Source organism: Oricola indica (assembly GCF_965227485.1).
GTDB lineage: Bacteria > Pseudomonadota > Alphaproteobacteria > Rhizobiales > Rhizobiaceae > Oricola > Oricola indica.
Genome location: NZ_OZ245747.1, coordinates 1552638 through 1576466 on the forward strand (window position 1 = coordinate 1552638; position 23829 = coordinate 1576466).

30 protein-coding genes and 1 tRNA gene are annotated in these 23829 nt (G+C 60.6%); 21 read left to right on the forward strand and 10 right to left on the reverse strand.

Going from position 1 to position 23829, the window contains the following annotated elements:
- The 5 genes from ACQK2M_RS07920 to ACQK2M_RS07940 all read left to right on the forward strand — a co-directional run bounded on the left by ACQK2M_RS07920 (position 1) and on the right by ACQK2M_RS07940 (position 3952).
- Complete coding sequence (locus ACQK2M_RS07920) at positions 1-1125, forward strand: hypothetical protein (RefSeq protein WP_425417341.1); 1125 nt, start codon at positions 1-3, stop codon at positions 1123-1125.
- Positions 1122-1508, forward strand: coding sequence for a hypothetical protein (locus ACQK2M_RS07925; protein ID WP_425417342.1), 387 nt, complete (start codon positions 1122-1124; stop codon positions 1506-1508). The genes ACQK2M_RS07920 and ACQK2M_RS07925 overlap by 4 nt, the downstream gene beginning before the upstream one ends.
- A gap of 207 nt (positions 1509-1715) precedes the next feature.
- Positions 1716-2588: a DNA adenine methylase gene (locus ACQK2M_RS07930; protein ID WP_425417343.1), complete on the forward strand. Its 873-nt coding sequence runs from the start codon at positions 1716-1718 to the stop codon at positions 2586-2588.
- A gap of 55 nt (positions 2589-2643) precedes the next feature.
- The gene (locus ACQK2M_RS07935; protein WP_425417344.1) at positions 2644-3663 is read left to right on the forward strand and encodes a DUF6161 domain-containing protein; all 1020 of its coding nucleotides are present in this window, start codon (positions 2644-2646) and stop codon (positions 3661-3663) included.
- 148 nt (positions 3664-3811) lie between these two features.
- The gene (locus ACQK2M_RS07940) at positions 3812-3952 is read left to right on the forward strand and encodes a hypothetical protein (protein WP_425417345.1); all 141 of its coding nucleotides are present in this window, start codon (positions 3812-3814) and stop codon (positions 3950-3952) included.
- Here the strand turns inward: ACQK2M_RS07940 and ACQK2M_RS07945 are convergent.
- On the reverse strand, positions 3946-4074 hold the full coding sequence (locus tag ACQK2M_RS07945) for a hypothetical protein (RefSeq protein WP_425417346.1): 129 nt from the start codon (positions 4072-4074) through the stop codon (positions 3946-3948). The two genes, ACQK2M_RS07940 and ACQK2M_RS07945, sit on opposite strands and share 7 nt — an antisense overlap.
- A gap of 124 nt (positions 4075-4198) precedes the next feature.
- Here ACQK2M_RS07945 and ACQK2M_RS07950 point away from each other — a divergent pair, with 124 nt between their 5' ends.
- The 3 genes from ACQK2M_RS07950 to ACQK2M_RS07960 all read left to right on the forward strand — a co-directional run bounded on the left by ACQK2M_RS07950 (position 4199) and on the right by ACQK2M_RS07960 (position 6819).
- Positions 4199-4489, forward strand: a complete 291-nt coding sequence (locus tag ACQK2M_RS07950; RefSeq protein ID WP_425417347.1) for a hypothetical protein — start codon at positions 4199-4201, stop codon at positions 4487-4489.
- An 84-nt stretch (positions 4490-4573) separates the two neighbouring features.
- Positions 4574-5974: a hypothetical protein gene (locus ACQK2M_RS07955; protein ID WP_425417348.1), complete on the forward strand. Its 1401-nt coding sequence runs from the start codon at positions 4574-4576 to the stop codon at positions 5972-5974.
- Positions 5971-6819, forward strand: a complete 849-nt coding sequence (locus tag ACQK2M_RS07960; protein ID WP_425417349.1) for a DNA adenine methylase — start codon at positions 5971-5973, stop codon at positions 6817-6819. The genes ACQK2M_RS07955 and ACQK2M_RS07960 overlap by 4 nt, the downstream gene beginning before the upstream one ends.
- An 89-nt stretch (positions 6820-6908) precedes the next feature.
- On the opposite strand, the gene ACQK2M_RS07965 is transcribed toward ACQK2M_RS07960, so the two are convergent.
- Positions 6909-6985 (reverse strand) — tRNA-Met (locus ACQK2M_RS07965).
- A 150-nt stretch (positions 6986-7135) separates the two neighbouring features.
- On the opposite strand from ACQK2M_RS07965, the gene ACQK2M_RS07970 reads away from it, so the two are divergent.
- Both ACQK2M_RS07970 and ACQK2M_RS07975 read left to right on the forward strand, forming a co-directional pair.
- Complete coding sequence (locus ACQK2M_RS07970) at positions 7136-8092, forward strand: Gfo/Idh/MocA family protein (RefSeq protein WP_425417350.1); 957 nt, start codon at positions 7136-7138, stop codon at positions 8090-8092.
- Positions 8093-8256: 164 nt separating this feature from the next.
- Positions 8257-9402, forward strand: coding sequence for a DegT/DnrJ/EryC1/StrS family aminotransferase (locus ACQK2M_RS07975; protein WP_425417351.1), 1146 nt, complete (start codon positions 8257-8259; stop codon positions 9400-9402).
- A 3-nt stretch (positions 9403-9405) separates the two neighbouring features.
- Here ACQK2M_RS07975 and mnmA read toward each other — a convergent pair whose 3' ends face one another.
- A complete protein-coding gene (gene mnmA, locus ACQK2M_RS07980) occupies positions 9406-10590 on the reverse strand; it encodes a tRNA 2-thiouridine(34) synthase MnmA (RefSeq protein WP_425420005.1) in 1185 nt (394 codons plus the stop codon).
- A gap of 197 nt (positions 10591-10787) precedes the next feature.
- Here mnmA and ACQK2M_RS07985 point away from each other — a divergent pair, with 197 nt between their 5' ends.
- A complete protein-coding gene (locus ACQK2M_RS07985) occupies positions 10788-11063 on the forward strand; it encodes a DUF1153 domain-containing protein (RefSeq protein WP_223475878.1) in 276 nt (91 codons plus the stop codon).
- Positions 11064-11096: 33 nt separating this feature from the next.
- Here ACQK2M_RS07985 and ACQK2M_RS07990 read toward each other — a convergent pair whose 3' ends face one another.
- The gene (locus ACQK2M_RS07990) at positions 11097-11540 is read right to left on the reverse strand and encodes a paraquat-inducible protein A (RefSeq protein WP_223475877.1); all 444 of its coding nucleotides are present in this window, start codon (positions 11538-11540) and stop codon (positions 11097-11099) included.
- Between the two features lie 68 nt (positions 11541-11608).
- Entirely contained in the window at positions 11609-11995 is a 387-nt protein-coding gene (locus ACQK2M_RS07995) for a flagellar export protein FliJ (protein ID WP_425417352.1), read from the reverse strand.
- 412 nt (positions 11996-12407) lie between these two features.
- Here ACQK2M_RS07995 and ctrA point away from each other — a divergent pair, with 412 nt between their 5' ends.
- Positions 12408-13109 (forward strand): response regulator transcription factor CtrA, encoded by a 702-nt coding sequence (gene ctrA, locus ACQK2M_RS08000; RefSeq protein WP_223475875.1) that lies wholly within the window; start codon positions 12408-12410, stop codon positions 13107-13109.
- A gap of 89 nt (positions 13110-13198) precedes the next feature.
- Here ctrA and ACQK2M_RS08005 read toward each other — a convergent pair whose 3' ends face one another.
- Together ACQK2M_RS08005 and chpT are read right to left on the reverse strand one after the other, a co-directional pair.
- Complete coding sequence (locus ACQK2M_RS08005) at positions 13199-13567, reverse strand: response regulator (RefSeq protein ID WP_223475874.1); 369 nt, start codon at positions 13565-13567, stop codon at positions 13199-13201.
- A 131-nt stretch (positions 13568-13698) separates the two neighbouring features.
- Positions 13699-14340 carry a histidine phosphotransferase ChpT gene (chpT, locus tag ACQK2M_RS08010; RefSeq protein ID WP_425417353.1) on the reverse strand — a complete coding sequence of 214 codons (642 nt, stop codon included), beginning with the start codon at positions 14338-14340 and terminating at the stop codon, positions 13699-13701.
- A gap of 276 nt (positions 14341-14616) precedes the next feature.
- Between chpT and ACQK2M_RS08015 the strand changes: the two genes are divergently transcribed.
- Both ACQK2M_RS08015 and ACQK2M_RS08020 read left to right on the forward strand, forming a co-directional pair.
- Entirely contained in the window at positions 14617-15231 is a 615-nt protein-coding gene (locus ACQK2M_RS08015) for a DUF1134 domain-containing protein (protein WP_425417354.1), read from the forward strand.
- Positions 15232-15336: 105 nt separating this feature from the next.
- Positions 15337-16596 (forward strand): hypothetical protein, encoded by a 1260-nt coding sequence (locus tag ACQK2M_RS08020; RefSeq protein WP_425417355.1) that lies wholly within the window; start codon positions 15337-15339, stop codon positions 16594-16596.
- A gap of 9 nt (positions 16597-16605) precedes the next feature.
- Here ACQK2M_RS08020 and ACQK2M_RS08025 read toward each other — a convergent pair whose 3' ends face one another.
- From ACQK2M_RS08025 to ACQK2M_RS08035, 3 genes are read right to left on the reverse strand one after another with little or no spacing between them, the layout of a single operon-like run.
- Positions 16606-17412, reverse strand: coding sequence for a TrmH family RNA methyltransferase (locus ACQK2M_RS08025; RefSeq protein ID WP_425417356.1), 807 nt, complete (start codon positions 17410-17412; stop codon positions 16606-16608).
- Entirely contained in the window at positions 17402-18238 is an 837-nt protein-coding gene (locus ACQK2M_RS08030) for an isocitrate lyase/PEP mutase family protein (RefSeq protein ID WP_425417357.1), read from the reverse strand. Before ACQK2M_RS08030 ends, ACQK2M_RS08025 begins: the two co-directional genes overlap by 11 nt.
- On the reverse strand, positions 18235-19011 hold the full coding sequence (locus tag ACQK2M_RS08035; protein ID WP_425417358.1) for a HugZ family protein: 777 nt from the start codon (positions 19009-19011) through the stop codon (positions 18235-18237). Before ACQK2M_RS08035 ends, ACQK2M_RS08030 begins: the two co-directional genes overlap by 4 nt.
- 110 nt (positions 19012-19121) lie before the next feature.
- Between ACQK2M_RS08035 and ACQK2M_RS08040 the strand changes: the two genes are divergently transcribed.
- The 7 genes from ACQK2M_RS08040 (at position 19122) to ACQK2M_RS08070 (ending at position 23827) form a co-directional block, all read left to right on the forward strand.
- Positions 19122-19736 (forward strand): thymidine kinase, encoded by a 615-nt coding sequence (locus ACQK2M_RS08040; RefSeq protein WP_223475868.1) that lies wholly within the window; start codon positions 19122-19124, stop codon positions 19734-19736.
- A gap of 140 nt (positions 19737-19876) precedes the next feature.
- Positions 19877-20131, forward strand: coding sequence for a PepSY domain-containing protein (locus tag ACQK2M_RS08045; protein ID WP_223475867.1), 255 nt, complete (start codon positions 19877-19879; stop codon positions 20129-20131).
- Positions 20132-20138: 7 nt separating this feature from the next.
- Complete coding sequence (locus ACQK2M_RS08050; RefSeq protein ID WP_425417359.1) at positions 20139-20714, forward strand: cytochrome b/b6 domain-containing protein; 576 nt, start codon at positions 20139-20141, stop codon at positions 20712-20714.
- The gene (locus ACQK2M_RS08055; protein WP_425417360.1) at positions 20711-21235 is read left to right on the forward strand and encodes a helix-turn-helix transcriptional regulator; all 525 of its coding nucleotides are present in this window, start codon (positions 20711-20713) and stop codon (positions 21233-21235) included. The genes ACQK2M_RS08050 and ACQK2M_RS08055 overlap by 4 nt, the downstream gene beginning before the upstream one ends.
- 133 nt (positions 21236-21368) lie before the next feature.
- Complete coding sequence (locus tag ACQK2M_RS08060; protein WP_223475864.1) at positions 21369-22457, forward strand: hypothetical protein; 1089 nt, start codon at positions 21369-21371, stop codon at positions 22455-22457.
- A 43-nt stretch (positions 22458-22500) separates the two neighbouring features.
- Positions 22501-23643, forward strand: coding sequence for a hypothetical protein (locus ACQK2M_RS08065; RefSeq protein ID WP_425417361.1), 1143 nt, complete (start codon positions 22501-22503; stop codon positions 23641-23643).
- A complete protein-coding gene (locus ACQK2M_RS08070) occupies positions 23636-23827 on the forward strand; it encodes a hypothetical protein (RefSeq protein WP_425417362.1) in 192 nt (63 codons plus the stop codon). Before ACQK2M_RS08065 ends, ACQK2M_RS08070 begins: the two co-directional genes overlap by 8 nt.
- Positions 23828-23829: the final 2 nt, after the last annotated feature.

A 23829-nucleotide genomic window follows, 5' to 3' on the forward strand; every position in this document is an offset into this window, starting at 1 on the left:
ATGCTGGAGTTTCACAACTACACGGTCGCGCCCTATCCGCTCGGCACGGGTGCGGGGACGTCTCTCCGGTTTCAGGTCGGCGCCATGCCGAAGGCCCTATGGCTCGACTTTTCCGACTTCACGACGCTTTGGCTCGCTTCGGACGAAACGGGTGGGAACGTCTCAGCGGAACGAGAAACCATCGGCAAGATCGATGACAAGTCGGGGAACAACCTTCACTTCACGCAGGCAGACGCGGGCAAGGAACCAGAGTTCAACAGGCTGCTCAAGGCGAATGCAGACCTCTCTGGAGAGCCTGATCTGGTTCCTGATCCGTACTTCGGAGATGACACCGGGTGGACCTTGCAGGGCGAGTGGACCATCGCCGACAACACCCTATCGATAACAGACTCGACCAGCACTTACGCTGCCTACCTTGATAATGCGCCGGAAGCAGGCAAATGGTTCTACTACGAGTTCACAGTAGACAGCGGGAGCATGTACGGCCTGTATCAGGCCGCCAATGGATACATTGGCGGGATCGGGAAAACGGCGGGCACCTATACGGGCCTGTTTCAGTCAGACGGAACCCCTGTGCGCTTCGTTGTCGTAGCGAATCGGACTGTGGTTATCTCGCACTTCTCCCTCAAAGAGATACCAGACTCCGAGCTCGTAAACGTCATCACACCAGACGGCGTGGATGATGCGATAGGGGTCGATAGTGGCTCTCTCCCTTCCAACTGCTCGATCTTCTGTGCAGTGAAGACGACAGACACCTCGGCAGTCCTGTTTTCCGACAAGAACGTCAACATCAGATACCTTGGCGCTCTGGTGGATGGAAACCCCTCTGTGCCGTATGAGAACGCCGGGACGCCGACAACCCACGTGGATGACGGGCCAAATCTCGCGACACGTGATGCGCTCCACACCGCTATTGCAGATGACGCTTGGCATACGCTGGAAATCGCTGAGGCCAATCTTTCTGGGTGGGCGAATTTCAGCATCAGCTATCCTGGCACCGCCACAGCAAGCAACAACTTCGCGGGACGGATTGGCGAGAGCGTCATCATCATCCCGACCGCCAACCTCACAGAAGCCCGCCGACACACGATCCTTGCCTATTTGAGAAAGGGGGTTGGCCTATGAGCGTGAACCCGAAACATTTCTGCCTCGCCATCCCGGATGGGCATCAGGGCGCAATCAACGCCGCCGGACAGGCGATCGGCTACGGGCCGACGAACTTTTCGGTGCTTCTCGTGTCTCCGCCAGATGGTGAGACGGTGACGCACTACGGATGCTGCTTCCCCGGCTCGCTCGGCTTTCAGGCCCTTGCAGAAGCCGCAAAGCAGGGCACCCTGCCGGACGATGTCAACTGGTCCGAATTCGGCGCCACCCTTGAGCAGGTCACCGCAGCCTTCGCCGCCATGCTCATGAGCGTGAAAGAGCGCGAAGAGATACAGCCGAACGCTCACTTCGCCGCGTTTCTGGAAGATAACGGGCTGGCGATTCTGGAGACTGAAACGCCGTGATCCCAATGCCCTGACCACAAATGGGGCCGGCTGAACCGGTCCTCTTTCTGCCTGCCCCTTTTCCGGGCGGCCGGAGCGCGTGAACGCTCCAAGCGACGGGCTTCAGTTGGCGCCGAGACCCGTCAGACGCACCAAAGGATAACGTCTCACCCGGCTCGCTTTCGCAAGCACCGGCAGGGTGACCGATTCCCCGAAAGCGCGACACAGATGAACGAGTTATCCCCAATCGATCCGGTCTCTCCGCCGGCCGCCTATATCGGCGGCAAGAAATTGCTGGCGAAACGGATCGTCGATAAGATCAACGCCACCCCTCACAATGGCTATGCGGAGCCGTTCCTCGGCATGGGCGGCGTCTTCTTCCGGCGCGATCGCAAGCCGAAAACGGAGGTGGTCAACGATATCTCCGGCGATGTGACGACGCTTTTCCGGATCCTGCAGCGCCACTATCCGCAGTTCATGGACACGCTGAAGTTTCAGATCACGTCGCGCCGGGAGTTCGAGCGCCTGGCCGCCTGCCGGCCGGAGACGCTGACCGACCTCGAGCGCGCGGCCCGCTTCATCTATCTCCAGAAGACCGCGTTCGGCGGCAAGGTCGCCGGCAGGAATTTCGGTGTCGACAAGACCGGCGGCGCGCGTTTCAACCTGACGCGCCTGGCGCCGCTCCTCGAGGAGGTTCACGAGCGGCTATCCGGCGTCGTCATCGAGCGTTTGCCCTGGGCGGAGTTCATTGCGCGTTATGACCGGCCGGGCATGCTGTTCTATCTCGATCCGCCTTATTTCGGGGGCGAGAGCGATTATGGCGAGGGGGTGTTTTCGCGGGAGGATTTCGGCCGTATGGCGGAGACCCTCGCCGGCATCCGTGGCACGTTTCTGCTCTCGATCAATGACCGGCCAGCGATTCGGGAGGCGTTCAAGGGCTTCGCGATGGAGGAGGTGTCGCTGACCTATTCGATCAGTGGCGGCAAGGGGACGCCGGCGAAGGAGTTGGTGATTAGTCCCGACTTGGCCATAGTAGAGTGTGGAGAGTCTACGTGTTCTAGGGGGCAAACTGCGGGCAATGGAAGTTACAGAGATCGATAAGGAGTTTCCCGAGATAGAGGTTGGCTGCCCACGACAAGGTGTCAGGTCTCGGCGGATGTCCCGCAAAGAAGTTGGCGAATGGATAGATCGTGAGGCGAGTTTTTGGAGCGAGATACGGGCGCCAACCGAATTTCAGTTCAACAACTATCGCAACCCGATCCCGTCGCTCGCCAATGTGTATTCACGTTTCTGGGCGGACATCCGAATACAGCTCAACAAGAGCGAGTTCGAGAGTAGGTTCACCGATGCGTTGTCTGCCGCAGATTCACTCGACCTTATTTTGAGCGAAGGGCACATCGGCGCGTCGTTGGCGCCGCAATCCCCAGGCGCCGAAAGGATGCTGGCTAGAGGCGAACTGAAGAGTGCGTTGCTGTTCTCAAGCCATCTTTGGGACTCACTAAACGTGAACGCGGATTTTCGCGAGTATCTCTTGGACGAGCTTATTTTCTGGAAGATGCATCCAAACATGGACGCGTCCATAAACCTGCTGGAACTCCAGTCGGTGCTCACAGACGCCCGAAAGCGTGAAAGACTTTCTCGGGATCATATGGATGAATTAGCGGCCGAACTGGATAGCCGAAGGGAGGAGATCTCGCGCCTTGAGCATACTTATAGCGAAAAACTAAAGCTCGAAGCGCCTGCTACATACTGGTCAGACATCGTCGCCGAATCCCAGAAATCAGCCAACTTCTGGCTGCGGGTATTCATCGGAACAGTTGTCGTGATCGTCATCGCGGCAGGTGTCATTCTGAATTACGGTTCCGCCGGTTTTTCACAGTTTCTGAAAGAGGCCGGTTTGGGCGGAGTGGCTTTTATCTCGCTCATCGCTCTTTCGGTCGGTTGGGTGTTGAAGCACTTCAGTCGGGGATACGTTCAGAACATGCAGGCGGCGGCTGATGCCCGCCACCGCAAGGTGCTGGTCATGACATATCTGGGTTTGGCAAAGGACGCGGCCACCGAGATTACTGACAGCGAAAGAGCGCTGATCCTGAACGCGTTATTCCGTCCTGCACCGCCGAGTACGTCCGATGATGGACCGCCGGCGGGGATATTGGAGCTCATCCGTAAATCGTGAAGCCGACTTGGCGTGATATCCGCTGGCAGGCATGGCTTGTCGACCAAGCATCGTCCGGCGTTATGTGACACTGCCGCCCAACTAGTAGGGATACGAGCCCTCGGGATAGCACATCACCGTTCCCGGCCCACCAAAGGAGGGCACGGGAATGGATACGATCTACATGCTGGAATGCGCATTGGTTGCGGCACGCCGCGAGGGGGATGAATTCCTCGTCTACCTGATTGGACTGGCGCTGACCGAAGCCTGGAGCCAGTTCAGGCCTCCCGACCGAAGCGCCCGTCACTGAAGCATCGGATAGAGCGTCCAGAGCGCCCAAAGCCCGAAACCGAGCACTGCCCAACCCGTGACCTTCAGCCATGCCTGGAGGGCGGGGCGGGGAAACTCGTCGTCGTCGTGATCGGAAGCCATGCCGCGATCATAACGCGGCGTGTGCAAAATCGCGAGCGCGCTCTTGCCATTGACCGGCCGAGGCCGGCATGCAATTTGATCGGTCGGATGGAGAGGTCAACACGAAACGGCGTGAGGATCTCCGATGAAAGTACCCGAAAGCACCCTGCGAGCCGCCATCTGTGTGCCGCTAAAATCCGCCTCGAAGGACGTTCGAAAGGCGTTCGGGGACAAGAACTGGCAGACCCGCGAGGAAGCCGAGCGCGCGATCGCCGAGCTCGTCATGAAGGGGCTATCCGGTTTCGATATCTCAATGAAGCCCGCCAAGACGCCGACTGCGCGGTCGGTGCAATTGGCCGAGCAGCAGCTTCGCGAGGTCTTTCCGGATCACGATCCGGATGAGGCGATGGCAGTAGTGCGGAAGACTGTGCAGTAACCTCTATACGTACTGCCACATGTCGTTCTAAGTTGAATCCTATCGGGGGACACAACCGGATTTGAACTTTGGAGGGGACGGGGCGTGTACGACTTCAAATTAGAGGACATCGACACAGCAACGATTTCGCTGGACCTCGAGAACAACCGCATTGTTGGCGACCCGCCCAAGAACGAGCAGGAGATCGTAGATTACCTCTATAAACACGAGGATCTTCGACGCATGTTAGCCGACGTCTCGGCGAATGGAGTGAACCCTGCCGCCGAACTTCCGTATCTCGTGCCGGCCGGGAGCGGCTACCTCGTTATTGAAGGAAACACCAGAGTTACGACCTATCGCCTTCTGTCAGGCTCCCTCCAGCCACCAGCACACCTTGCCGGCATTGTCCCAAAGGTGAGTGACGAAATTAAGCAGGGCTGTAAGCGCGTCCGTTGCGCGATAGCTCAGAACCGCGAACAGCTAAAACCATTGCAGGCTGAAGCTCATTTTGGTCGAGGTGCCAAATCGCCTTGGAGCTATCTAGGCTCCAGACAAGCAGTTTATCGCGATTGGAAATCCGGCCTTATAATCGATCGATTGGCGGACATTTACCGATCGAAACCCGCCGAGATTCGTAGTTTTCTTATTCAATACGACCTCTATCTAAAGGTCCTAGCACTTGATTGGTCCGCGGGAGAGCTGGAAAAGCTCAAGGAGCCTAACCTACAGTTCAACCCACCAGTTCGATTTTTTGACACCTCGGCAAACAGGCAGCGGGTTGGTGTCGAATTCGACACCATCGAGTGTCGCGTTAATCTCGTCGGCGAAGAGGCGGACGGAAAACTGAAGCACTTGATCCGCAAGCAGCTGCTGGAGAAGGGTAACTCGATTACCGCCACCTCCACTTATGATGAGATTTTTGCCGACTACACGCCGCCGAAAAAACCGGATAGCGGTCAATCCGACGGAGGATCTCAGGGTGGTGGTCAATCCGATGGTGGATCTCAGGGGAGCGGTTCAGCTTCCTCGGATGGAAGTTCCGAAAAGGAATCTGGTGAGGGCGATGGTACGCAGCCCTCGGGTGCGGCCGAGACAAGTGGCGCGCATTCAAGAAGGAAGCCTTATGCACTTTTTGACTATCGTCCGGTGAAGACGAGCCAGGCATGGGCGCAGATGCTGAAGGAGGCTAGGGCCCTCAATTGCAAGAATTACCCTGTGGCCGGCGCAGGTCTATTGCGTTCGATTATCGAGTATGTGCTCAAGGGAATTATCGACGACAAGAACCTCAACCCAAAAGGCAAGGATCACACGTTGGTATCAGCCCTCGACCTCGTTCTGAGCGCGCAGGTGCTCTCGGCAAAACATAAACGGATTCTTGTTGCGTTCCGGCGGGACTCTTACCCGGAGCACCTGAATCTGCTGTTGCATGGAAACCGAAAAGCGCACCATACGAAGATCTTGCAGATCCGAGATGCGATCGACGAGTTCATCAAGGACAACCGATGAGTTCGGCATCTCCACTGCGGTATCCCGGCGGAAAGGCTCGCTTATTTAGCGTCGTCTCCAGCCTGATAAGTGAGAACGGGATTGAGAATTGTACCTACAGCGAACCGTATGCCGGTGGATGCGGACTCGCCTTGGCTCTTCTGGAATCAGGAGTCGTCTCGAAGATCAAAATCAATGATATCGACGTCGGCATATATCTATTCTGGGATTGCGTGTTTCACCGGACGGACGAGTTTTGCGATCTAATCAGATCCACACCGGTTACGGTGGAGGAATGGCACCGACAAAGGGACATTCGTTCTAGCGTCGATAGCGCCAGTGAAATCGACTATGCATTCTCAGTCTTCTTTTTGAACAGGACTAACCGCTCTGGGATAATCGACGGGGCGGGCCCAATCGGTGGCTATCAGCAAGCGGGCCAATGGCTCATCGACGCTAGATACAATCGAGACCGCCTTGTTGAGGTGATCAAGAATCTCCAACGTCTTGCACCTCAGGTTGAGATCTCAAACTCCGACGCCCTCGACTTCATCGATGGGAACATCGATGAGACGAACTCGTTCATGTATCTTGATCCGCCGTACTATCGGAAGGCTCAGAAGCTCTATCTCAATTTCTATCGGCACAGCGATCACGAGCAGATTGCGGAACGAATGAAGCACCACCGACTGCGCACCTGGATCGTTTCCTACGATAAGCAGCCCGAGATCTCGCAGCTTTATAGCTCGTTCCGCGGATTGGAATATGAACTGCAATATTCGGCAGGCCGGAAGGTAAAGGGCACTGAGCTGATGTTCTTTAGCGACAGCTTGTTGCTCGGCGAGCTGAATTCAAGAGCTGCCTGATCGAACCGGCGAGTGTTCCAGAACCTTGCGTCAAAAAAACCAGAACCAGCTGGCGCGCTACAACGGTGTCAAACGGATGTGTGGATTGATGGTAGCGGAGGAGGGACTTGAACCCCCGACACGCGGATTATGATTCCGCTGCTCTAACCGACTGAGCTACTCCGCCACGCGGCGGCCTGTGGCCGCGAAGGTCGCGCGGATATAAGGTCCGGGCCTCCGGCCTGTCAAGCGCGGATGCGGCGAAAGGTGCCTTGTTTCGCAGCGCCAAAAACGCTTTAACGCGCCCGCTATCCCTCTATCCCGTCCGGAACCGACCATGACCACTTCCAATGCCCCGAGAATCGCGGTGATCGGCTGCGGCTACTGGGGTGCGAACCATGTCCGCACGCTCGGCGAAATGGGGCTTCTCCACGCGGTGTCCGACGTCAATATCGACCGCGCGGAAATGCTGGCGCAGCCTTTTGGCGCGCGGGCCTGCCTGCCGGACGATGTCTTCGCCGACGCCGATATCGATGCGGTGGTGCTGGCGCTGCCGGCGCATGTGCATGCGCAGTTCGCGCTGCGCGCCATCGCAGACGGCAAGCATGTCTTCGTCGAGAAGCCGCTGGCGCTGTCTTCCGCCGACGGCGCGCATGTTGTCGATGAGGCGGCCACGGCGGGTCTCGTTTTGATGACCGGGCACATCCTGTGCTTTCACAACGCGTTCATGGCGCTGCGCGGCCGGGTCGCGGCCGGCGATCTCGGCGAAGTGCGATACCTGCAGAGCCACCGGCTGGGTTTCGGCAAGTTCCACGCCCGTTTCGACGCGCTCTGGGACCTCGCGCCGCACGACCTCTCGATGATCATGACGCTGGCCGGCGGGGAGCCGGAAAGCGTGCGCGGCGTCCATCGGGGCGTCTCGATCGGAACCACCGATCTCGCTCATGTGCATATGGATTTCGCCGCCGGGACGGGGGCGCATATCCATGTTTCCCGCCACAGCCCTTATCGCGAGCGCCGGTTCACGGTGATCGGCTCGGAGGGCATGGCGGTCTGGGACGACCTCGCCGACTGGCCGGAAAAGCTCGCGCTTTATCGCCACAGGATCGATCCGAAAGGGACGAACTGGGATTTCGAACTGAGCGATCCCGACTACGTTCCGCTCGAAGCCAACATGGCGCTGACCGACGAACTCGCCCATTTCGCGGAGTGTATCCGCACCGGCGAGACGCCGCGTACCGACGGGCGGCAGGGCGTGGCGGTGCTGCGCATCCTCGAACAGGCGGGCGACTGACGCATCGTGCCGTTCACCGCTCGTTACAAGGCGGCAACGGGATTGATGAGCCGGGGAATACTAGGCTCTTGCCGCCGCAGGGTTTTGCGCGATACGCAGCAACGGGGTAAAGAGGGTATGACGCTTCCGTGATTCCGGGAGCGCCACGCATTGCGGGGAATTTTATGCAGTTCATAGATCTCGGCGCGCAGCGCGCCCGTATCGAGGACCGGATCCAGGCGGCGATCGGAAATGTCGTGTCGAGCGGCGCCTATATTCTCGGCCCGCAGGTGGGCGAATTCGAGCGCCAGCTCGCTGACTATGTCGGCGTCAAGCATGTCATTGGCTGCGCCAGTGGTACCGACGCGCTGCAGATCCCGCTGATGGCCAAGGGCATCGGGCCGGGCGACGCGGTATTCGTGCCGAGCTTCACCTTCGCGGCCACGGCCGAGGTTGTTGCGCTGGTGGGCGCGGAGCCGGTCTTCGTCGATATCGACCCCGACACCTACAACATGGATCCCGCATCGCTCGCCGAGGCGATCGAAATGATCGAGAAAGAGGGCAGGCTTGCCGCCAAGGCGGTCATCCCGGTCGATCTCTTCGGGCTGTCGGCCGATTACGACGCGATTGGCGCGGTGGCCCAAAAGCATGGCCTCATGGTGATTTCCGATGCCGCACAGGCAATCGGCGGCGAAGCCGGCGGACGGCGTTGCGGCAGTTTCGGCGATGTGGCGTCCACGAGCTTCTACCCGGCCAAGCCGCTTGGCTGCTATGGCGATGGCGGCGCGGTGATGACCGACGACGACGATCTGGCCGAAATCATGCGGTCGGTGGCCTTTCACGGCAAGGGCTCCAGCCAGTATGACAATGTGCGCATCGGCCTGACTTCGCGTCTCGACACGATCCAGGCGGCGATCCTGATCGAGAAGCTCGCGATCCTCGAAGACGAGATGGTCGCGCGGCACCGGATCGCGGAACGCTACCGCGAAGGGCTCGGCAATTACGTCAAGGCGGCTGGAAATATCGCCGGCACGCGGTCGGCCTGGGCGCAGTATTCCATCGAATTGCCTGAACGGGATCGCCTCCAGGCGCATCTCAAGTCGCAGGGCATTCCGTCCGTGATCTACTATGTGAAGCCGTTGCACAAGCAGGTGGCCTATCAGCATTTCCCGGTCGCGCCCGGCGGTCTGCCCGTCACCGACACGAAGCCGGGTTCAATCCTCTGCCTGCCGATGCATGCCTATCTGAGCGAGGAAGACCAGGATCGCGTGATCGGCGAGATCCGCAGTTTCGTGCTCGAAAGCCCGGCCCGCCAGGCGGCCGCCGAATAGGCGTCAGCCGGCCTCGGCCATCAGTGTATCCAGCCTTTCAAGCATGCGCTCGGCCTCGGGCGCACGTTCGGTGCGATCGATGAAGCCGCCGCCGAGAACGCGCGCGCCTTCGCCCGTGCCGTCATAGAGCACGCAGGCCTGACCCGGTGCGACGCCGGTCTCGCCCGCGTGGAGCTCCACCCATGTCCGGCCTGCCTCGTGGTGCAGCCGGGCCGGGGAAGGGGGGCGGGTCGAGCGGACGCGGGCCATCACCTCGATCCCTTCGCGAGCGACGGTGTCGAGCGGCGCATCGCCAAGCCAGTTGGTTTCGCGCAAATGGACGATACGCGTATCCAGCGCCTCGCGCGGTCCGACGATCACCCGGCGGGTGCGTGCATCCAGCTTGACCACGTAGAGCGGCTCGCCCGTGGCGACACCCAGACCCTTGCGCTGGCCGATGGTGAAACGCAGGATTCCCTCGTGCCGGCCGAGCACCCTGCCATCGACATGGACGATATCGCCGGCCAGTGCCGAATTGGGCCGAAGCTTGGTGATGATGTCCGCGTAGTTGCCGTTCGGCACGAAGCAGATGTCCTGGCTGTCCGGCTTGTCGGCGACGATCAGGCCCATCTCGGCGGCGACCCGGCGGGTTTCGTCCTTGGTCAGTTCGCCGAGCGGAAAGCGCAGAAAATCGACCTGGTCGGGCGTCGTGGCGAACAGGAAATAGCTCTGGTCACGGTCGGCGTCAGCCGGGCGGTAGAGGGCGCGGTGCGCACCGTTCGCGCGCGAGCGGATATAATGTCCGGTCGCCAGAACGTCGGCGTCGAGATCGCGCGCCGTCTTGAGCAGGTCGGCGAACTTGACTGTCTGGTTGCAGGCCACGCAGGGGATCGGCGTTTCGCCGGCGAGATAGGAATCGGCGAAATTGTCGATCACCGCCTCGCGGAACCGGCTCTCGTAATCCAGCACGTAATGGGGGATGCCGAGCGTCTCGCAGACCCGGCGCGCGTCGTCGATGTCCTGGCCCGCGCAGCAGGAGCCGGTCTTTCGCGCCGCTTCGCCGTGATCGTAGAGCTGCAGGGTGATGCCGATCACCTCATAGCCTTCCGCATGCAGCATGCCCGCGACGACGGACGAGTCGACACCGCCCGACATGGCAACGACCACGCGGGTATCTTCCGGCTTCTTTTCGATATCGAGCGAATTCATGGTGCCCATTCACGGTTTCGGGGCTGCATATAACGGGCTCGGGCGCATTCTTCCAGCCACCGGCCTGTCCGGCCTGCTGAACGTCCCGGTTTGCGCGGCGCAGACGTTACCAAATGCCTACCTTCTCTTTAGGTGTTTTTTAAAGCTGTGGCCGTAATGTGGCATCGTTAATGGTCCTTGAGTGTGTAGTGAGTGCAATGACCGACCAGATTCGACCACGCGTCAAATATGTGATCGGGCCCGATGGCAGCCCTTTGACGATCAACGACCTGCCGCCCGCTTCGACGCGGCGTTGGGTCATCCGCCGTAAGGCCGAAGTCGTTGCAGCGGTTCGCGGCGGCCTGCTCAGCCTCGAGGAGGCGTGTCAGCGTTACACGCTGACCGTGGAGGAGTACCTGTCCTGGCAGGCGTCCATCGACGAACACGGCCTTGCCGGGCTTCGGACCACGCGTATCCAGCAATATCGCCACTGACGCGGTCCGCCGCGCGGGGCACTTTCCCTCCGATCAGCGAATAAGTGCTGTGGCGATTGCCGCCGTGGCGACCGATGTCGCGTAGAACCAGAGACCCGGCTGGGTGAAGGCGTCGGCGAGACCCGAAGTCTTGGCGGCGACGATCACGAGCGCGACAACCAGCACATCCATCATCGACCATTTCGAGACGATGCCGAGCAGGCGATGCATGCGTGCGTGAAGCGCGGGATTGCTTTCGCCGCCGGCCAGGATCGCCTGGACAGCCAGGATCTTGCCGGCCGGAAACACGATCGAGAAAAGCGCCACGACCGCGCCAAGCAGCGGATCCCCTGTGGTCCAGAGCTGGCCGACCATCTCGATCAGCGACGGTGTTCGGGTGAAAAAAATGAGATGCTCGAACCGCAACAGCGGCTGGGTCACGCCGAGGGCGAGCGAGAATGCCGATACGGCGATCAGGAGTGCAATCAGGATGCGCATGGCGCGCACCTAATTGACATTGCACCGGCAAGACAAGTCGAATGCCGCGCCGGGCGGCGATCGGCTGTCTAGCCGATCATCGCCTTGCGGGGTTCTTCGGTCTGCGCGGTGTCGTCGTCGTTGCGCGCCTCGCGCACTTCCATGCGCTCCGCCTTCTGAAGCTCGGCTTCCGCCTCGAGCAGTTCCGCCTCGGCGGCTTCCTTCTGCTGCTTGAGGTCGCGGATCGACGTCGACAGATTGTCCCGGCGGGTGCGCGCGGCCTTGGCGAAGGTCGGATAGGCGAAATGCTCCTGATCGGTGATGCCGGACTTCTTCTCTTCCGCGACGATCTGGGCGTCGAGTTCGTTCGCCATGCGCTCGAACTCGCCGATCATTGTTTCAAGCTGCATCACCTGGCGGTGCTTTTCGGCCACCTTGAACTGACGGAGGCGGATCATGTTGTTCCGAGGTTTCATACGCAATACTCCAAAAACCGAAAACGCTACGGCCGAATCTGTTTCGCGGACGTTGAATCGAAATTTCGCAATCCGCCGAAAACGGCGTCTGGTAACACTTCGTTTACGTCCTCCGTTAATGATAGGCCGTAACCTTTAAGGCAGGGTAAACCTGAACCGCCATCCGGGGCGAAAGTTTTGGTGAGTCATTTGAATCAGTTAGCTTGGTTTCTTCATGTGAAGAATCCGGAAAATTGAGTCGAAAAATCAAGTGATTTCAGAAGCCTGAAGGAATGGATTAATAAGGAATGAAGTCTTGCCCAACCGGAATATGTTTTGTTAACCATTCTATGTCAGCTTTTTCGCGGGCACTTGTGATTCTGCCCCGGAATCGAACGGACGGGATCGCCGGGCGCAGGAAAAGGGGATAAAAATGCGAGTTTTGCTTATCGAGGATGATAGCGCGATCGCCCAGAGCATCGAGCTGATGCTGAAGTCGGAGAGCTTCAACGTCTACTCCACCGATCTCGGGGAAGAAGGCGTGGATCTCGGAAAGCTGTATGATTACGACATCATCCTTCTCGACCTCAACCTACCCGACATGTCGGGCTATGAAGTGCTGCGAACGCTGCGCCTCTCAAAGATCAAGACGCCGATCCTGATCCTTTCCGGCATGGCCGGCATCGAGGACAAGGTTCGCGGCCTCGGCTTCGGCGCCGACGATTACATGACCAAGCCCTTCCACAAGGATGAGCTGGTTGCGCGAATTCACGCGATCGTCCGCCGCTCGAAGGGGCATGCACAATCGGTCATCACCACCGGCGATCTTGTGGTCAACCTGGATGCCAAGACCGTCGAGGTCGGCGGCCAGCGCGTGCACCTGACCGGCAAGGAATACCAGATGCTGGAGCTGCTCTCGCTGCGCAAGGGCACCACGCTGACCAAGGAAATGTTCCTCAACCACCTCTATGGCGGCATGGACGAGCCGGAACTGAAGATCATCGACGTCTTCATCTGCAAGCTGCGCAAGAAGCTCGACGCGGCATCCGGCGGGATCAATTACATCGAGACAGTCTGGGGGCGCGGCTATGTCCTGCGCGAACCGGATCAGGTTTCGATGGCCGAAAGCGCCTGACGCGTTTTTCGACACATGGTCTGAAATTGAAAAAGCCCGGTCTTTCGACCGGGCTTTTTCGTCCCGTCTTGGGAGCAGCCAGGTCCAGTTCAGGCTGCGCTTTCGAACTCGTGCAGACAACGGGTCAGCTGCGGTCGGTCGAACGGCTTCAACAGATAGTCGTCCGCGCCGGCGCGCTTGGCCTTTGTCATCAGCGCCAAGTTCATCTCGGTCATCATCACGATGATTCTCGGTTGCCGCGTTTCGTGCATCGTGCGGACATGGCGGACGAAATCGGCCACTTCCATATCCTGCAAGTTTCCATCGACCATCACGACGTCCGGCAATTCGGCGGCGAAGACGCCGAGACCGTCGCTGCCGCTTTCGGCTTCGCTCACGACACTTTCGGTCGATGCGAGAATCCGTTTTGCGACCTTGCGGACGACATTCGAACCATCAACGATCAAACAACGCGACATGCCACGATTCCTCTTCCACATTCCCGTCAATCCGGGCATCTCCCCGCACCATACCGGAGAGGCCTGAAGGAAGCTCAAAATCGTCGTGGCAAATTTATTTCGTGTCGTTAACCGGTCGGTAACGTCGTCAATTAAGAGGCTGTGAAGACGATCCGTTCTTCGTTTTCGTCGACTTCGATGCTCATATCCGCCTCATTGGCCAGAAGCAGCGTGTAGTAAGCCTGCACCGAATGGGCATCGACCGGTTCATCCGGCGGTGCGCCGTATTTGGCTGCCGTGTACAATTCGTCGAATTTCGCGCTGACGCGCAGGAGCTTGCCGGCGACGGTCAGGCGGAAGACCGGCGACTCCTCGAGGTTGGCGAGCGTGACGTCGAGGGTACCGCCGCGCGGGATCGATCCGTTTGCGACGAGGATGAGGTTGAGCAGCAACTTCACCTTGTTTTTCGGCAGATAGGCGCGATCGCCCGTCCAGGAAAATTCCGGCTTTTCGCCGCGCATGTATTCCCGCGCCACCGCCTCGGCATCGCCGGTATCGATCTGGACGCCCGCCGATCCGGCGGCGCCGAAGGCGATGCGGGCGAATTGCAGCCGCGACGACGCGTTGCGCGCGCTCGTCTTGATCAGGTCCATCGCGGCTTCGTCCGCGCCGCCTTCCTCGAGCAATTCGAGGCCGTTGTTGATGGCGCCGACCGGCGAGATGATGTCATGGCAGACCTTGCTGCAGAGCAGCGAGGCGAGGTCGGAAGGCGTCAGCGTGAAGATGGACGTCATGGGGGGCTCCGGGATGCGGCGAACGAATCGATTGATAATACCCCGAAATGACTATCACCGCCGGTTCCGGACAGGCAAGAATGCCGCATTTTCCGCCGTTTTCGACAGGTTCGGCCGGTGCGGTGAAAAAAAGGCCTTAACAGTGCGTAAACCCTGGCAGCGTATTGCTGGATGTGCCGCAGGAGAGTCCGGGTTACGGACCGCACGGCGAAACAGGTAAAGGCGGAAGACAAGGACAGCGGCGTTGCAACGCAAACAGCGTTGGAAGGAACCGTCATGACCCCTTATTCCGAGACGACCCCGAACGTCCGCACCGCGCGCCTTGCGCCCCTGCTTGCGGTCCTGATGGCGTTCGCGCTCGTATTCGTGGCCGCGATGACGCCGCTTAAGGCGCGCGCGCAGGCCAGCGACACCTACACGGCCGAGGAAGTTGTCGATGCCGGGCACAATTTTTTCGGTGCGACCTCCGGTGGCATCGCCTCCGTCATCGAACAGATCTTCTCCAGGTACGGATTGCCGAATGGCTACGTCCTTGGCCAGGAAGGGGGCGGCGCCTTCGTCGGCGGCCTGACTTATGGTGAAGGCACGCTCTACACCAAGAACGCCGGCGACCACACGGTCTTCTGGCAGGGTCCTTCGGTCGGCTGGGACTTCGGTGCCGACGGCAACCGCACGATGATGCTGGTCTATGACCTTCAGAGCGTCTCCGGACTTTACGGCCGCTATGGCGGCGTGGCCGGCTCGGCCTATCTCGTGGCCGGTGTCGGCTTCAATGTCCTGAGGCGCGGCAATGTGCTGCTCGTACCGGTGCGTACCGGGGTCGGTGCGCGTCTTGGCGTGTCCATCGGCTATCTGAAAGTGACGCCGATGCCGACATGGAACCCGTTCTGATCGATTGACCATGGGTCAATTCCGGTGGGCCTGATGGCCCGCCGGGGCTGGATTATTGGAAGTTTCCGTGGCAGATGCTAGCTTTCCGCGCAAGGAAAACGGATTTTGTTCCAGTCGGCCCTCATATTCGCGCTTGGTTTTCTCGCCGCCGCGCTTCTGGCCCTTATGGTCGCGCCGGCCATATGGCGGCGCGCTGTCTATTTGACGCGCAAGCGGATCGAGGCGGCATTGCCGCTGACCGTCAATGAACTGAATGCGGAAAAGGATGCCCTGCGCGCCGAGCACGCGATGGCCATGCGGCGCATGGAATTGCGGCTCAAGGACACTCGCGAGCACGGAACCAGCGAGAAAGTGCTGGTCGAAGAGCAGAGCGGCCGCATCAAGGCGCTGGAGTCGTCGCTGGCCGATGCAATGGCTCGCAGCGCCGCACGCGAACGCGAGACGGCCGAACTGACCGAAAAACTGCATGAGCGCGTGACCGAATTGTCCGAGCTTTCGGTGCTTCTGGAATCCGCGCGCACGGAGCTCGATATCCGCACCAGCGAATTGAAGGCGGCGACGCGTCTTCGCGAGGATCGCGCGGCGCAGTTGCGCGAGGTTTCGTCCCAGCTCCAGTCCACCCGCGACGATCTCGGCGAGCGCGAGACGCAGATGGAGACCCTCTACGAAACGATCGCCGAACTGAAAGCCTCCGGCAAGAACCTTAAGCGCGAGGTGCAGGACTCGAACACCGACGGCCAGGCGGTTGGCGACATGCTGGCGAGCGAAAGCCGTCGCGTCGCCAAGGCCGAGGCCAAGCTCGAACTGAGCAACGCCAAGGTCGCGGCGCTCGAGGAAAAGCTCAAGAAACGCGAAGCGGACATGAAGGAACTGCGCGAGCGGTCCGGCACCGATGACGCGGAACTCGTGAAACTGCAGGGCCGTGTCGACATGGCCGAAAAGGCCAAGGCGGAGCTAGAGGAAGAGATCGAACGGATGTCGTCTCGCATCGAGGAGATGACAGCGGCATTCGAGGGCAGGGACCCGTCCGAGACGATCGAGGAACTGGAAGCCAAGCTTGCCAAGCAGGTTGCCGCAGCGAACGCGCTTGAACTGGAACGCGACTCCATGAAGGTTGAGCTTGCGGTCGCCAATCTGGGCGCATCGTCCGGCTCCGGCGAGGGCGACGCGATCTTGCGCGAGAAGCTCAACGATCTGGCGGCCGAAGTCGTTGCCATGGCGGCCCGGCTCGAAGGTCCGGATTCGCGCATCCATGTCCTTCTTGATCAGGAAAAGCCTTCGGCTTCGAGCGGCGACATCGTCAGCCTCGCCGAACGCATCAAGGCGCTCCAGCGTAGCGCAAACGGTCAGCGCTCCACCGCCTGACGGGCGGATCTACCGGGAAAATCGGCGATGCAGCGCGACCGCGCCGGCGGTGGCGACATTCAGGCTGTCGAAACCCGGCGCCATGGCGATGGAAAGCGTTTCCAGCCGCTGCAGCCATTCTTCCGCAAGGCCGGGGCCCTCGCTGCCGAGAACCAGCGCCTGGCGTTCCGCCGGTTGCCATTCGGCGATATCGGTCCGGCCAGCCGGTGATAGCGCGGCGATGGAAAAGCCGCCCGTCGACAGCGCTTCGATCCCGGCTTCCATCGATGCGATCCTGTGAAACGGCACCCGCAGGACACCGCCGACGGAGACGCGCACCGCCTTGCGGTAGAGCGGGTCGCAGCATTGTGGATCGAGCAACACCGCATCGACGCCGAAGGCCGCGGCGTTGCGAAAGATCGCGCCCATATTGTCGTGGTTGGAGATCGCCGACAGCAGCAGGAGCGTCTTCCAGTCGGCCGGCATTTCGCTGGGCAGTTCCGCCGTATCGCCGGGAATGTTCGCGATGGCGAGGATGCCGCGATGCATGTGGAAACCGGCAATGGCGTCCAGGACCGGCTGTGTCGCGCAATAGACGGGAATGCCTGCCGGGAGCGTATCCAGCAAACCGGAAAGGCCGGCCAGCCTGTTTTCCAGCACCAGCAGCGAATGCACGGGAAAGCGATCCTGATCGACGAGAACCTGAAGAACGGTCCTGCCTTCGGCAATGAAATGCCCCTTGCGACGGATCAGGTCGCGTTCGCGAATGTCGCGGTAGATCGCAATTCTCGGATCGTTGGGATCCTCGATGCGGATTGTGGCCAGATCAGCCGACATCGCCGCCGGCTTGCAGCATGAAATCGACGGCCTTGCCCGAGGCGGCTTTCTGCAGGGGCGTGAAGTCGCCTTCGTCCAGCATGGCGGTCGTTGCGTCGATCAGGATCTTGTGTGTGGCGCGTGCGAGCGCCGACCCGACACTGATCCGGCGCACGCCCGCCGCCTCGAAATCGGCCCTGGAGTATTTGGCGAACCGGCCCGCGGCGAGCGCGTTGACCGGCTTGGAGACGCTTTTGACGATTTTGGCCAGCGCCTCGATATTCGGCGGCAGCGGCACGTAGAGGAGGTCGGCGCCGGCTTTCTCGAAGGCCTGGATGCGCCGGATCGCCTCCTCGACATCATAGGCGCCGTTCATCACGCCGTCGGCCCGCGCGCAGAAAACGAAGGGCCGGCCCAGCGCCCGCGCGGCGGCGGCCGCCGCGCGGACCCGTTCGACCGCGATATCGAGCGGATAGGCGGGATTGCCCTCGGACATCATCGTGTCTTCGATGGAACACCCCGATAACCCGATTTCGCCGGCGAGCCGGATCGTCTCGGCGACGTCGTCCGGCGTATCGGCGAAGCCGTTTTCGAAGTCGCCGCTCACTGGAAGGCCCGTCGCTGCGACGATGGTCTCGGCATGGGCGAGAGCCTCGTCGCGGGTGACGCTTCCCATGTCGGGACGACCGAGCGTGAAGGCGAAGCCGGCGCTGGTCGTCGCGAGCGCCTGGGCTCCGAGCGCGGCCATCACACGGGCCGACCCGGCATCCCAGGGGTTGGGGATGACGAAGCATCCCCGTTTGTGCAGCGTCTGGAAACGCCGGTGTCGTACGGACAGTGCCGTCATTGAAGCGCTCCGATTTCCTCGCGCGCCTCGGCTGCCATCCGGGCAAGCATGCCGCGCAGTTCGGAGGCGTTTTCGAGCGGCGCGGGATACCAGACCCGGCAGGTCTTGTCGCCGGCGACGAGGTCCATCCCTTCCGAATCGAGGGCCGCGATGCGCCATGATCCGGCCTCGGCCTTGCCGATGACGCGTGCATAGAGATCGACCGCTTCGCGGTGATCCTCGTTCATGTGGGCGATAGCGCTTTCTTCCATTGCCGCGACGCCATCGACATCGCCCTTCAGCGCGAAGTCCCCGGGTGTCAGTTCGTAAGCCTTGCCGAAACCGCCATTCATGCTCGAACCCTGGATCTCCAGCCGGAAAAAGGCGAAGTCGCCGAAATCGGCATAGAGGGAAGCCTTTGGCTGGCGGGCGAGGTAGCGCCGGCGCACCCGCTTGCCCTCATCGGTATCGCGTTCGATCCTGCGGGCTTTCGTGAACAGCGTAATCCGTGGATGGGCGAGCGGGTCGCCCTTTCCCATCGCGCCGACGAGAAGCGATGTGCGCGGGTCCTCCAGCATCGGCCTGGTATGTCCGGATAGCGAGGAGACGAGAATGATCGTCGTTCCGTCCATATCCGTGGCGAGCGCGACGCGGCTCGCGCCGGGAAATCCTGTCTCATGATAGTAAACGGCCAGTGCTCCGTGACGAGCGGTCGCGACAAGGTCACGCGCCAGGCGGACGGCTTCCGCGTCGGTATCCAGCACGATTTTCTTGGGCTTGTCGTCTGCGTCCATGACTTTCGGTCCTTCATCTGTTGATTGGATGGTCCGGCGCATGGCCGCTTGCGCCGATTGCATTTATGTCATCGAATTCGGGACAGCGAAAGGCAGTCGGGACGCGGCCGATGGCGAAACTCTATTTTCATTACGCGACGATGAATGCCGGCAAATCGACCATGCTGTTGCAGGCATCCTTCAACTACCGCGAGCGGGGCATGCACACGCTGCTTTTCGTCGCGGGCCATTACCGAAAGGAAGCCGATCTCGGCTACATATCGTCGCGCGTCGGGCTGGAATCGGATGCTGAGATGTTCCGCGACGGCGACGACCTGTTTGAGCGCGTCCGCGAGCATCATGCATCCAAGACGACCCATTGCGTCTTCATCGACGAGGCGCAGTTTCTGCAGGAAGAGCAGGTCTGGCAACTCGCCAGGGTTTGCGACCGACTCGGTATTCCGGTGATGTGCTACGGGCTGCGGACGGATTTCCAGGGCAATCTCTTTTCCGGGTCACAGGCACTTCTGGCGCTGGCCGACGAAATGCGCGAGGTGCGCACGATCTGCCGCTGCGGCCGGAAGGCGACGATGGTCGTGCGGATCGGGCCGGACGGAAAGGTCGCGCGCGACGGCGATCAGGTCGCCATTGGCAAGGACGCCTATGTCTCGCTTTGCCGCCGGCACTGGGAAGAAGAGATGGGCCGCGTACAGGCGGAAGATCTCGTCGGCTTCGCGAAACAGTAGGCGTCTTGCCGTAAGCGCGGGCTTATTGCCGTCCAATAAGCCTGCGGCCGATTTCAAACACTCCACAAAGCGACGAACTCCCCGTCATGCGCTGCCGGATTGGCCGCGGCGCAGCACAACGCAACACAAGGACTTATCCCGTGCGCAAACTCATTCTCACCACCGCCGCTATCTTCGTCGCCCTGCCTGCCTTCGCGGCTGAGCTGTCGATGGGGGCGGAACTCGGCAAGAGCATGGACGAGGTCAAGGCGTCGCTTGCCTCGTTGGGCTACGAAGTCCGCAAGGGCGAGATGGAAGACGGCATGATCGAGGTCTATTTCGTCAAGGACAAGACAATGGGCGAGGTCTATGTCGATGCTGCGACGGGCAAGATCGCCAAGCTGTCGATGAATTGAGCCGGTCATGAGCGCTCATGAACTGGAGGGTGCCGGCAAAGCCGGCATCCGCACCATCCCGGTCTGGGATCCGCTCGTCCGGCTGATCCACTGGTCGCTTGTCGCCACGATTATCCTCAACGGCTTCGTGACCGAGGACGAGAGCAAGCTGCATGAATATGTTGGTTACGCCGCGCTTGGTCTCGTGGTGCTGCGGCTTGTCTGGGGGATTGTTGGGCCGCGTCATGCGCGGTTCTCTGCCTTCCCGCCCAATCCCTTCGCCGCGCTGCGCCATATTCGCGACACGATAACGGCGCGCAATGTTCTGCATCTTTCGCACAATCCCCTGGGTGCGCTTATGGTGTATAACATCTGGGCAACGGTCCTTGTCCTCTGCGCCACGGGCATCATGATGGGGACCATTCGGTTCTTCGGCCTGGAATGGGTCGAGGAGGCTCACGAGGCAGCTTTCACCTGGCTCATGATATCGGTGGTGCTGCACCTTGTCGGTGTGGTCGCCGATAGCTGGTTGAGCGGCGTGCCGCTGGTGCGGGCGATGATAGACGGTCGCAAGAGGGTCCCGGCGGACCGGGAAGTGGAATGAACGAGACGACAGGCAAACGGCGGGCTTACGTGCTCGCCGTTCTCATCGTGGCAAACATGATGTGCGCGGTGTTCTTCGCTGCGGACGTCATCGCCGATTTCGAGGCTTTGGGAAGCCAGGAGTCCTTTCATCTGATAATCGAGGCCATCGCGGCCGTCGTGCTGGTCTTCGGAACCGGTTTCCTGCTCATGGAGTTGCGTCGGCTCCTGCAGCGCAATGCGTCCATGGAGATCGGCATTCGCGCCGCGCGCGGCGAGATGCAGTCCGTCATCGACCGGTTCTTTTCCGATTGGGCGTTGTCCGACGCCGAGCGGGACGTCGCGCTTCTGCTGCTCAAGGGGCTGGACAATGAGGCGATCGCATCGATCCGCGGGACGGCGACCGGTACGGTGCGGGCGCAGTGCGCGCGCATCTACGCCAAGGCTGGCGTCGATGGACGGTCGCAACTGATGAGCGTCTTCATGGAAGAACTCCTCTCGGAGCCGCTTGGAAGCGCTGCGGCGGGACAACGCGCCGCCTGACAGTAATTTGGCGGTTTCAAACCGATTTCGCCTTGCAAGCGCCATACTTCAAAACGTAATCCTCACGGTCTATACCGAAAGCGTCCGCAACTTACGCTACGGACGACCCGCCTGGCCGAAGGAGACAGCTTTCATGGCGACCTTGCAGAATTTTGACGCCGAGATCGAGAAAACGAAGCAGGTCGTCGACGACATGCGCTCGAAGATCGAGCAATCGGGAATCGTCCTCGAGAAATTCGCCAAGGCCGACCAGGCCATCGGCGATGCGGATTTCGACATCGAGAACGCACGCATCCAGGACGTGCTCAAGCAGCAGCAGGTTATGGAAGGCAATATCGCCGACCTGATCATCGGCCTCGAGGACGCGACCAATGTCTTCGGCTCCGAATTCGAGAGCATGAAATCCTACAGCGGTTTCGAGAAGCTCGTCGGGATGTTCTCCAAGCAGCGCATGCAGCGCATGCGGTCGGAACGCGTGCGCAACATGTCGCTTGCCGGCAATCTGCAGGAACTCCTTGCCAAGTCCGACACGATCGTCGGCATCCTCACCAGCCAGAAGCAGATCCTCGACCAGCGCTACTCGACCTCGGAGGAAAGCCTGCGCACGGTCATCGAGCGGCGCAAGTCCACCATGTTGGAGCTTGAGGCGACGCAGAAGCGCATCGAGGAACTCAACCCGATGCTGCTGGACATGGAAAACCGCGTCGCGGCGACCACCAACCAGAAGGACCGCACCGAACTCGAAGGCGAGCGCTCCAAGCTGGCGACCGAGTACAACGAGATGCAGGCCAAGGAGCAGACCCTTCTGGCCGAGAGCCAGACGCTGGAACGCTACACCTCGATGTTCCAGACCTTCGTCGATTCGCTGAACAACCAGATCGCCGCCCAGCAGACGCTGATCAACAAGCTGACGATCGACACCGAACAGCGCATCGTCCTCTACAAGTCGCTGGAGGATTCGCTCAAGACCGCCGCCCAGCAGGACGTCGCCCACAAGATCAACACGCTTGGCAGCCAGGTCGACAACGCCGCCGAAACGACCATGGCCGGTATCGGCGCGGCGGCGCAGAAGCACATCGGCGACCTTCTCGAAATGCACGAGAAGAACATGGTCGCCACCGCGGATATCCAGCGGCGCAAGAAGCTCGCCGACGACGCCTTCGCGCGGCGCTTCGACGCGGTGATGAAACAGCACGACGCCGCGGACTATGTGCGCCAGTAGGCGTGGAGCCGGACCGGGGGGCGGCTGAGCCACGATGACGAGAATGCCGGATGATTCACCCGTCGATCGGTATTTCGCGTCGATTCACGCGGCGCTGGAAGGCTTGGACGTCTTCCTGCGCGACGACCGCTCGCCGCTCTACAAGCACGGCCTGGTTGCACAGGCCGTCACCGAGTATGTCGAGCGGCTGGAGGCGTCATTCACCTGCTGGCGGCATCATCTGGACTACGCGAAATCGTTTCGCATCTCGCGCGCGGAAAGCGGGTTTCCGGTCTTCCAGAACGTTCTGGAGCTCGAAAACGACCGGATGACCGCAAAGGCGCGGCTGGCGGAGATTCCGGCGCCCGACGCGCTGCGCGAGGAAATGGCGGACTTCATCCTGCGCCACAAGGCGTTCCCGCGCGATTTGCAGCAATCGATGGCGGAACGGCTCTATCTGGAACATGTGCAGGAGGGGCATGTGTTCTCGCCGCTGGTCCTGCCGGAAACGATCAAGGTCTCGGTCAATCCGAAGACGATGCGCCCCTTCTACCTCGTCCATTGGGGCGCGTTCGACGGCGTGTCGAACCTGCCGCTGGTCTATACGGCCATGATCGAGGATTCTTCGCCTGACATTGTCAAGATGCTGGTCACCGAAGACGGCAAGCTCGACACGTCGGTTGAAATTCCGCTGCCGGTCGGCGGCCTGCTCAATCCGAAACTGGCGCGCGAGTTCGATGCCTTCGCGGAGCGCAATTCGGCCTATTCGCTGTCGCCGTCTACGATCGCCACCAACATGGATCGCGATTTCGACGACCTGCATCCCAAGCAGTTGCGGCGCATCGTGCTCGGGCCGTTCTATTCGGCCGGCATCACCGAACACAACAAGCGGGTCAACGATGTTCTCGAAAAGGTCGCCAACCCTGCCAACGCCTGGCTGCTGACCTGGACGATCCAGGACATCTATTCCAAGTCGGAAAAGCCTGCCCGCAAGGGGATATGGTCGTCGGAACCGGCGCGCGAGGAATTCCACATCGAGACAGACGATCTCGACGCCGCGCGCATGGGCGTCTCGGCCTATGAGAAGCACGCGCTCATTCCGCACGAAGCCTACCAGGCCCTTTACGCTGCCGGCGAAACCGAGGCCGTTTTCGCGGGCTACCAGACGCATATCATCTCCGGCGGCGAGGTGATCAGCGATGTGTGACAAATGCGAACTCGATCTCCTGATGTATGGCGAGCCCGTGCGTTGCGCGCCGCCGGTCTTCGAGAAAGGGCGCTTCGCGGCAAGGCCGGTCGACAAGGAAGACGGCGCAGGCAAGACGAACGCAGGCAAGACGAATGCAGGTTTGCGAAAGGACGACCGGACAGCCCGGCGTGACGAGGAATAGCG

Coding starts and splice junctions, on each gene's coding strand:
- ACQK2M_RS07985 (WP_223475878.1), top strand. CDS start 10,788: ATGACCGACCAGATTCGACCACGCGTCAAATATGTGATCGGGCCCGAT.
- ACQK2M_RS08060 (WP_223475864.1), top strand. CDS start 21,369: ATGGCGACCTTGCAGAATTTTGACGCCGAGATCGAGAAAACGAAGCAG.
- mnmA (WP_425420005.1), bottom strand. CDS start 10,590: ATGAATTCGCTCGATATCGAAAAGAAGCCGGAAGATACCCGCGTGGTC.
- ACQK2M_RS08035 (WP_425417358.1), bottom strand. CDS start 19,011: ATGGACGCAGACGACAAGCCCAAGAAAATCGTGCTGGATACCGACGCG.
- ACQK2M_RS07945 (WP_425417346.1), bottom strand. CDS start 4,074: ATGGCTTCCGATCACGACGACGACGAGTTTCCCCGCCCCGCCCTCCAG.
- ACQK2M_RS08065 (WP_425417361.1), top strand. CDS start 22,501: ATGCCGGATGATTCACCCGTCGATCGGTATTTCGCGTCGATTCACGCG.
- ACQK2M_RS07940 (WP_425417345.1), top strand. CDS start 3,812: ATGGATACGATCTACATGCTGGAATGCGCATTGGTTGCGGCACGCCGC.
- ACQK2M_RS08025 (WP_425417356.1), bottom strand. CDS start 17,412: ATGTCGGCTGATCTGGCCACAATCCGCATCGAGGATCCCAACGATCCG.
- ACQK2M_RS07920 (WP_425417341.1), top strand. CDS start 1: ATGCTGGAGTTTCACAACTACACGGTCGCGCCCTATCCGCTCGGCACG.
- ACQK2M_RS07925 (WP_425417342.1), top strand. CDS start 1,122: ATGAGCGTGAACCCGAAACATTTCTGCCTCGCCATCCCGGATGGGCAT.
- ACQK2M_RS07950 (WP_425417347.1), top strand. CDS start 4,199: ATGAAAGTACCCGAAAGCACCCTGCGAGCCGCCATCTGTGTGCCGCTA.
- ACQK2M_RS07960 (WP_425417349.1), top strand. CDS start 5,971: ATGAGTTCGGCATCTCCACTGCGGTATCCCGGCGGAAAGGCTCGCTTA.
- ACQK2M_RS07930 (WP_425417343.1), top strand. CDS start 1,716: ATGAACGAGTTATCCCCAATCGATCCGGTCTCTCCGCCGGCCGCCTAT.
- ACQK2M_RS08030 (WP_425417357.1), bottom strand. CDS start 18,238: ATGACGGCACTGTCCGTACGACACCGGCGTTTCCAGACGCTGCACAAA.
- ACQK2M_RS07995 (WP_425417352.1), bottom strand. CDS start 11,995: ATGAAACCTCGGAACAACATGATCCGCCTCCGTCAGTTCAAGGTGGCC.
- ACQK2M_RS07990 (WP_223475877.1), bottom strand. CDS start 11,540: ATGCGCATCCTGATTGCACTCCTGATCGCCGTATCGGCATTCTCGCTC.
- ACQK2M_RS07975 (WP_425417351.1), top strand. CDS start 8,257: ATGCAGTTCATAGATCTCGGCGCGCAGCGCGCCCGTATCGAGGACCGG.
- ACQK2M_RS07935 (WP_425417344.1), top strand. CDS start 2,644: ATGTCCCGCAAAGAAGTTGGCGAATGGATAGATCGTGAGGCGAGTTTT.
- ACQK2M_RS08005 (WP_223475874.1), bottom strand. CDS start 13,567: ATGTCGCGTTGTTTGATCGTTGATGGTTCGAATGTCGTCCGCAAGGTC.
- ACQK2M_RS07970 (WP_425417350.1), top strand. CDS start 7,136: ATGACCACTTCCAATGCCCCGAGAATCGCGGTGATCGGCTGCGGCTAC.
- ACQK2M_RS08040 (WP_223475868.1), top strand. CDS start 19,122: ATGGCGAAACTCTATTTTCATTACGCGACGATGAATGCCGGCAAATCG.
- chpT (WP_425417353.1), bottom strand. CDS start 14,340: ATGACGTCCATCTTCACGCTGACGCCTTCCGACCTCGCCTCGCTGCTC.
- ACQK2M_RS08070 (WP_425417362.1), top strand. CDS start 23,636: ATGTGTGACAAATGCGAACTCGATCTCCTGATGTATGGCGAGCCCGTG.
- ACQK2M_RS08015 (WP_425417354.1), top strand. CDS start 14,617: ATGACCCCTTATTCCGAGACGACCCCGAACGTCCGCACCGCGCGCCTT.
- ctrA (WP_223475875.1), top strand. CDS start 12,408: ATGCGAGTTTTGCTTATCGAGGATGATAGCGCGATCGCCCAGAGCATC.
- ACQK2M_RS08050 (WP_425417359.1), top strand. CDS start 20,139: ATGAGCGCTCATGAACTGGAGGGTGCCGGCAAAGCCGGCATCCGCACC.
- ACQK2M_RS08055 (WP_425417360.1), top strand. CDS start 20,711: ATGAACGAGACGACAGGCAAACGGCGGGCTTACGTGCTCGCCGTTCTC.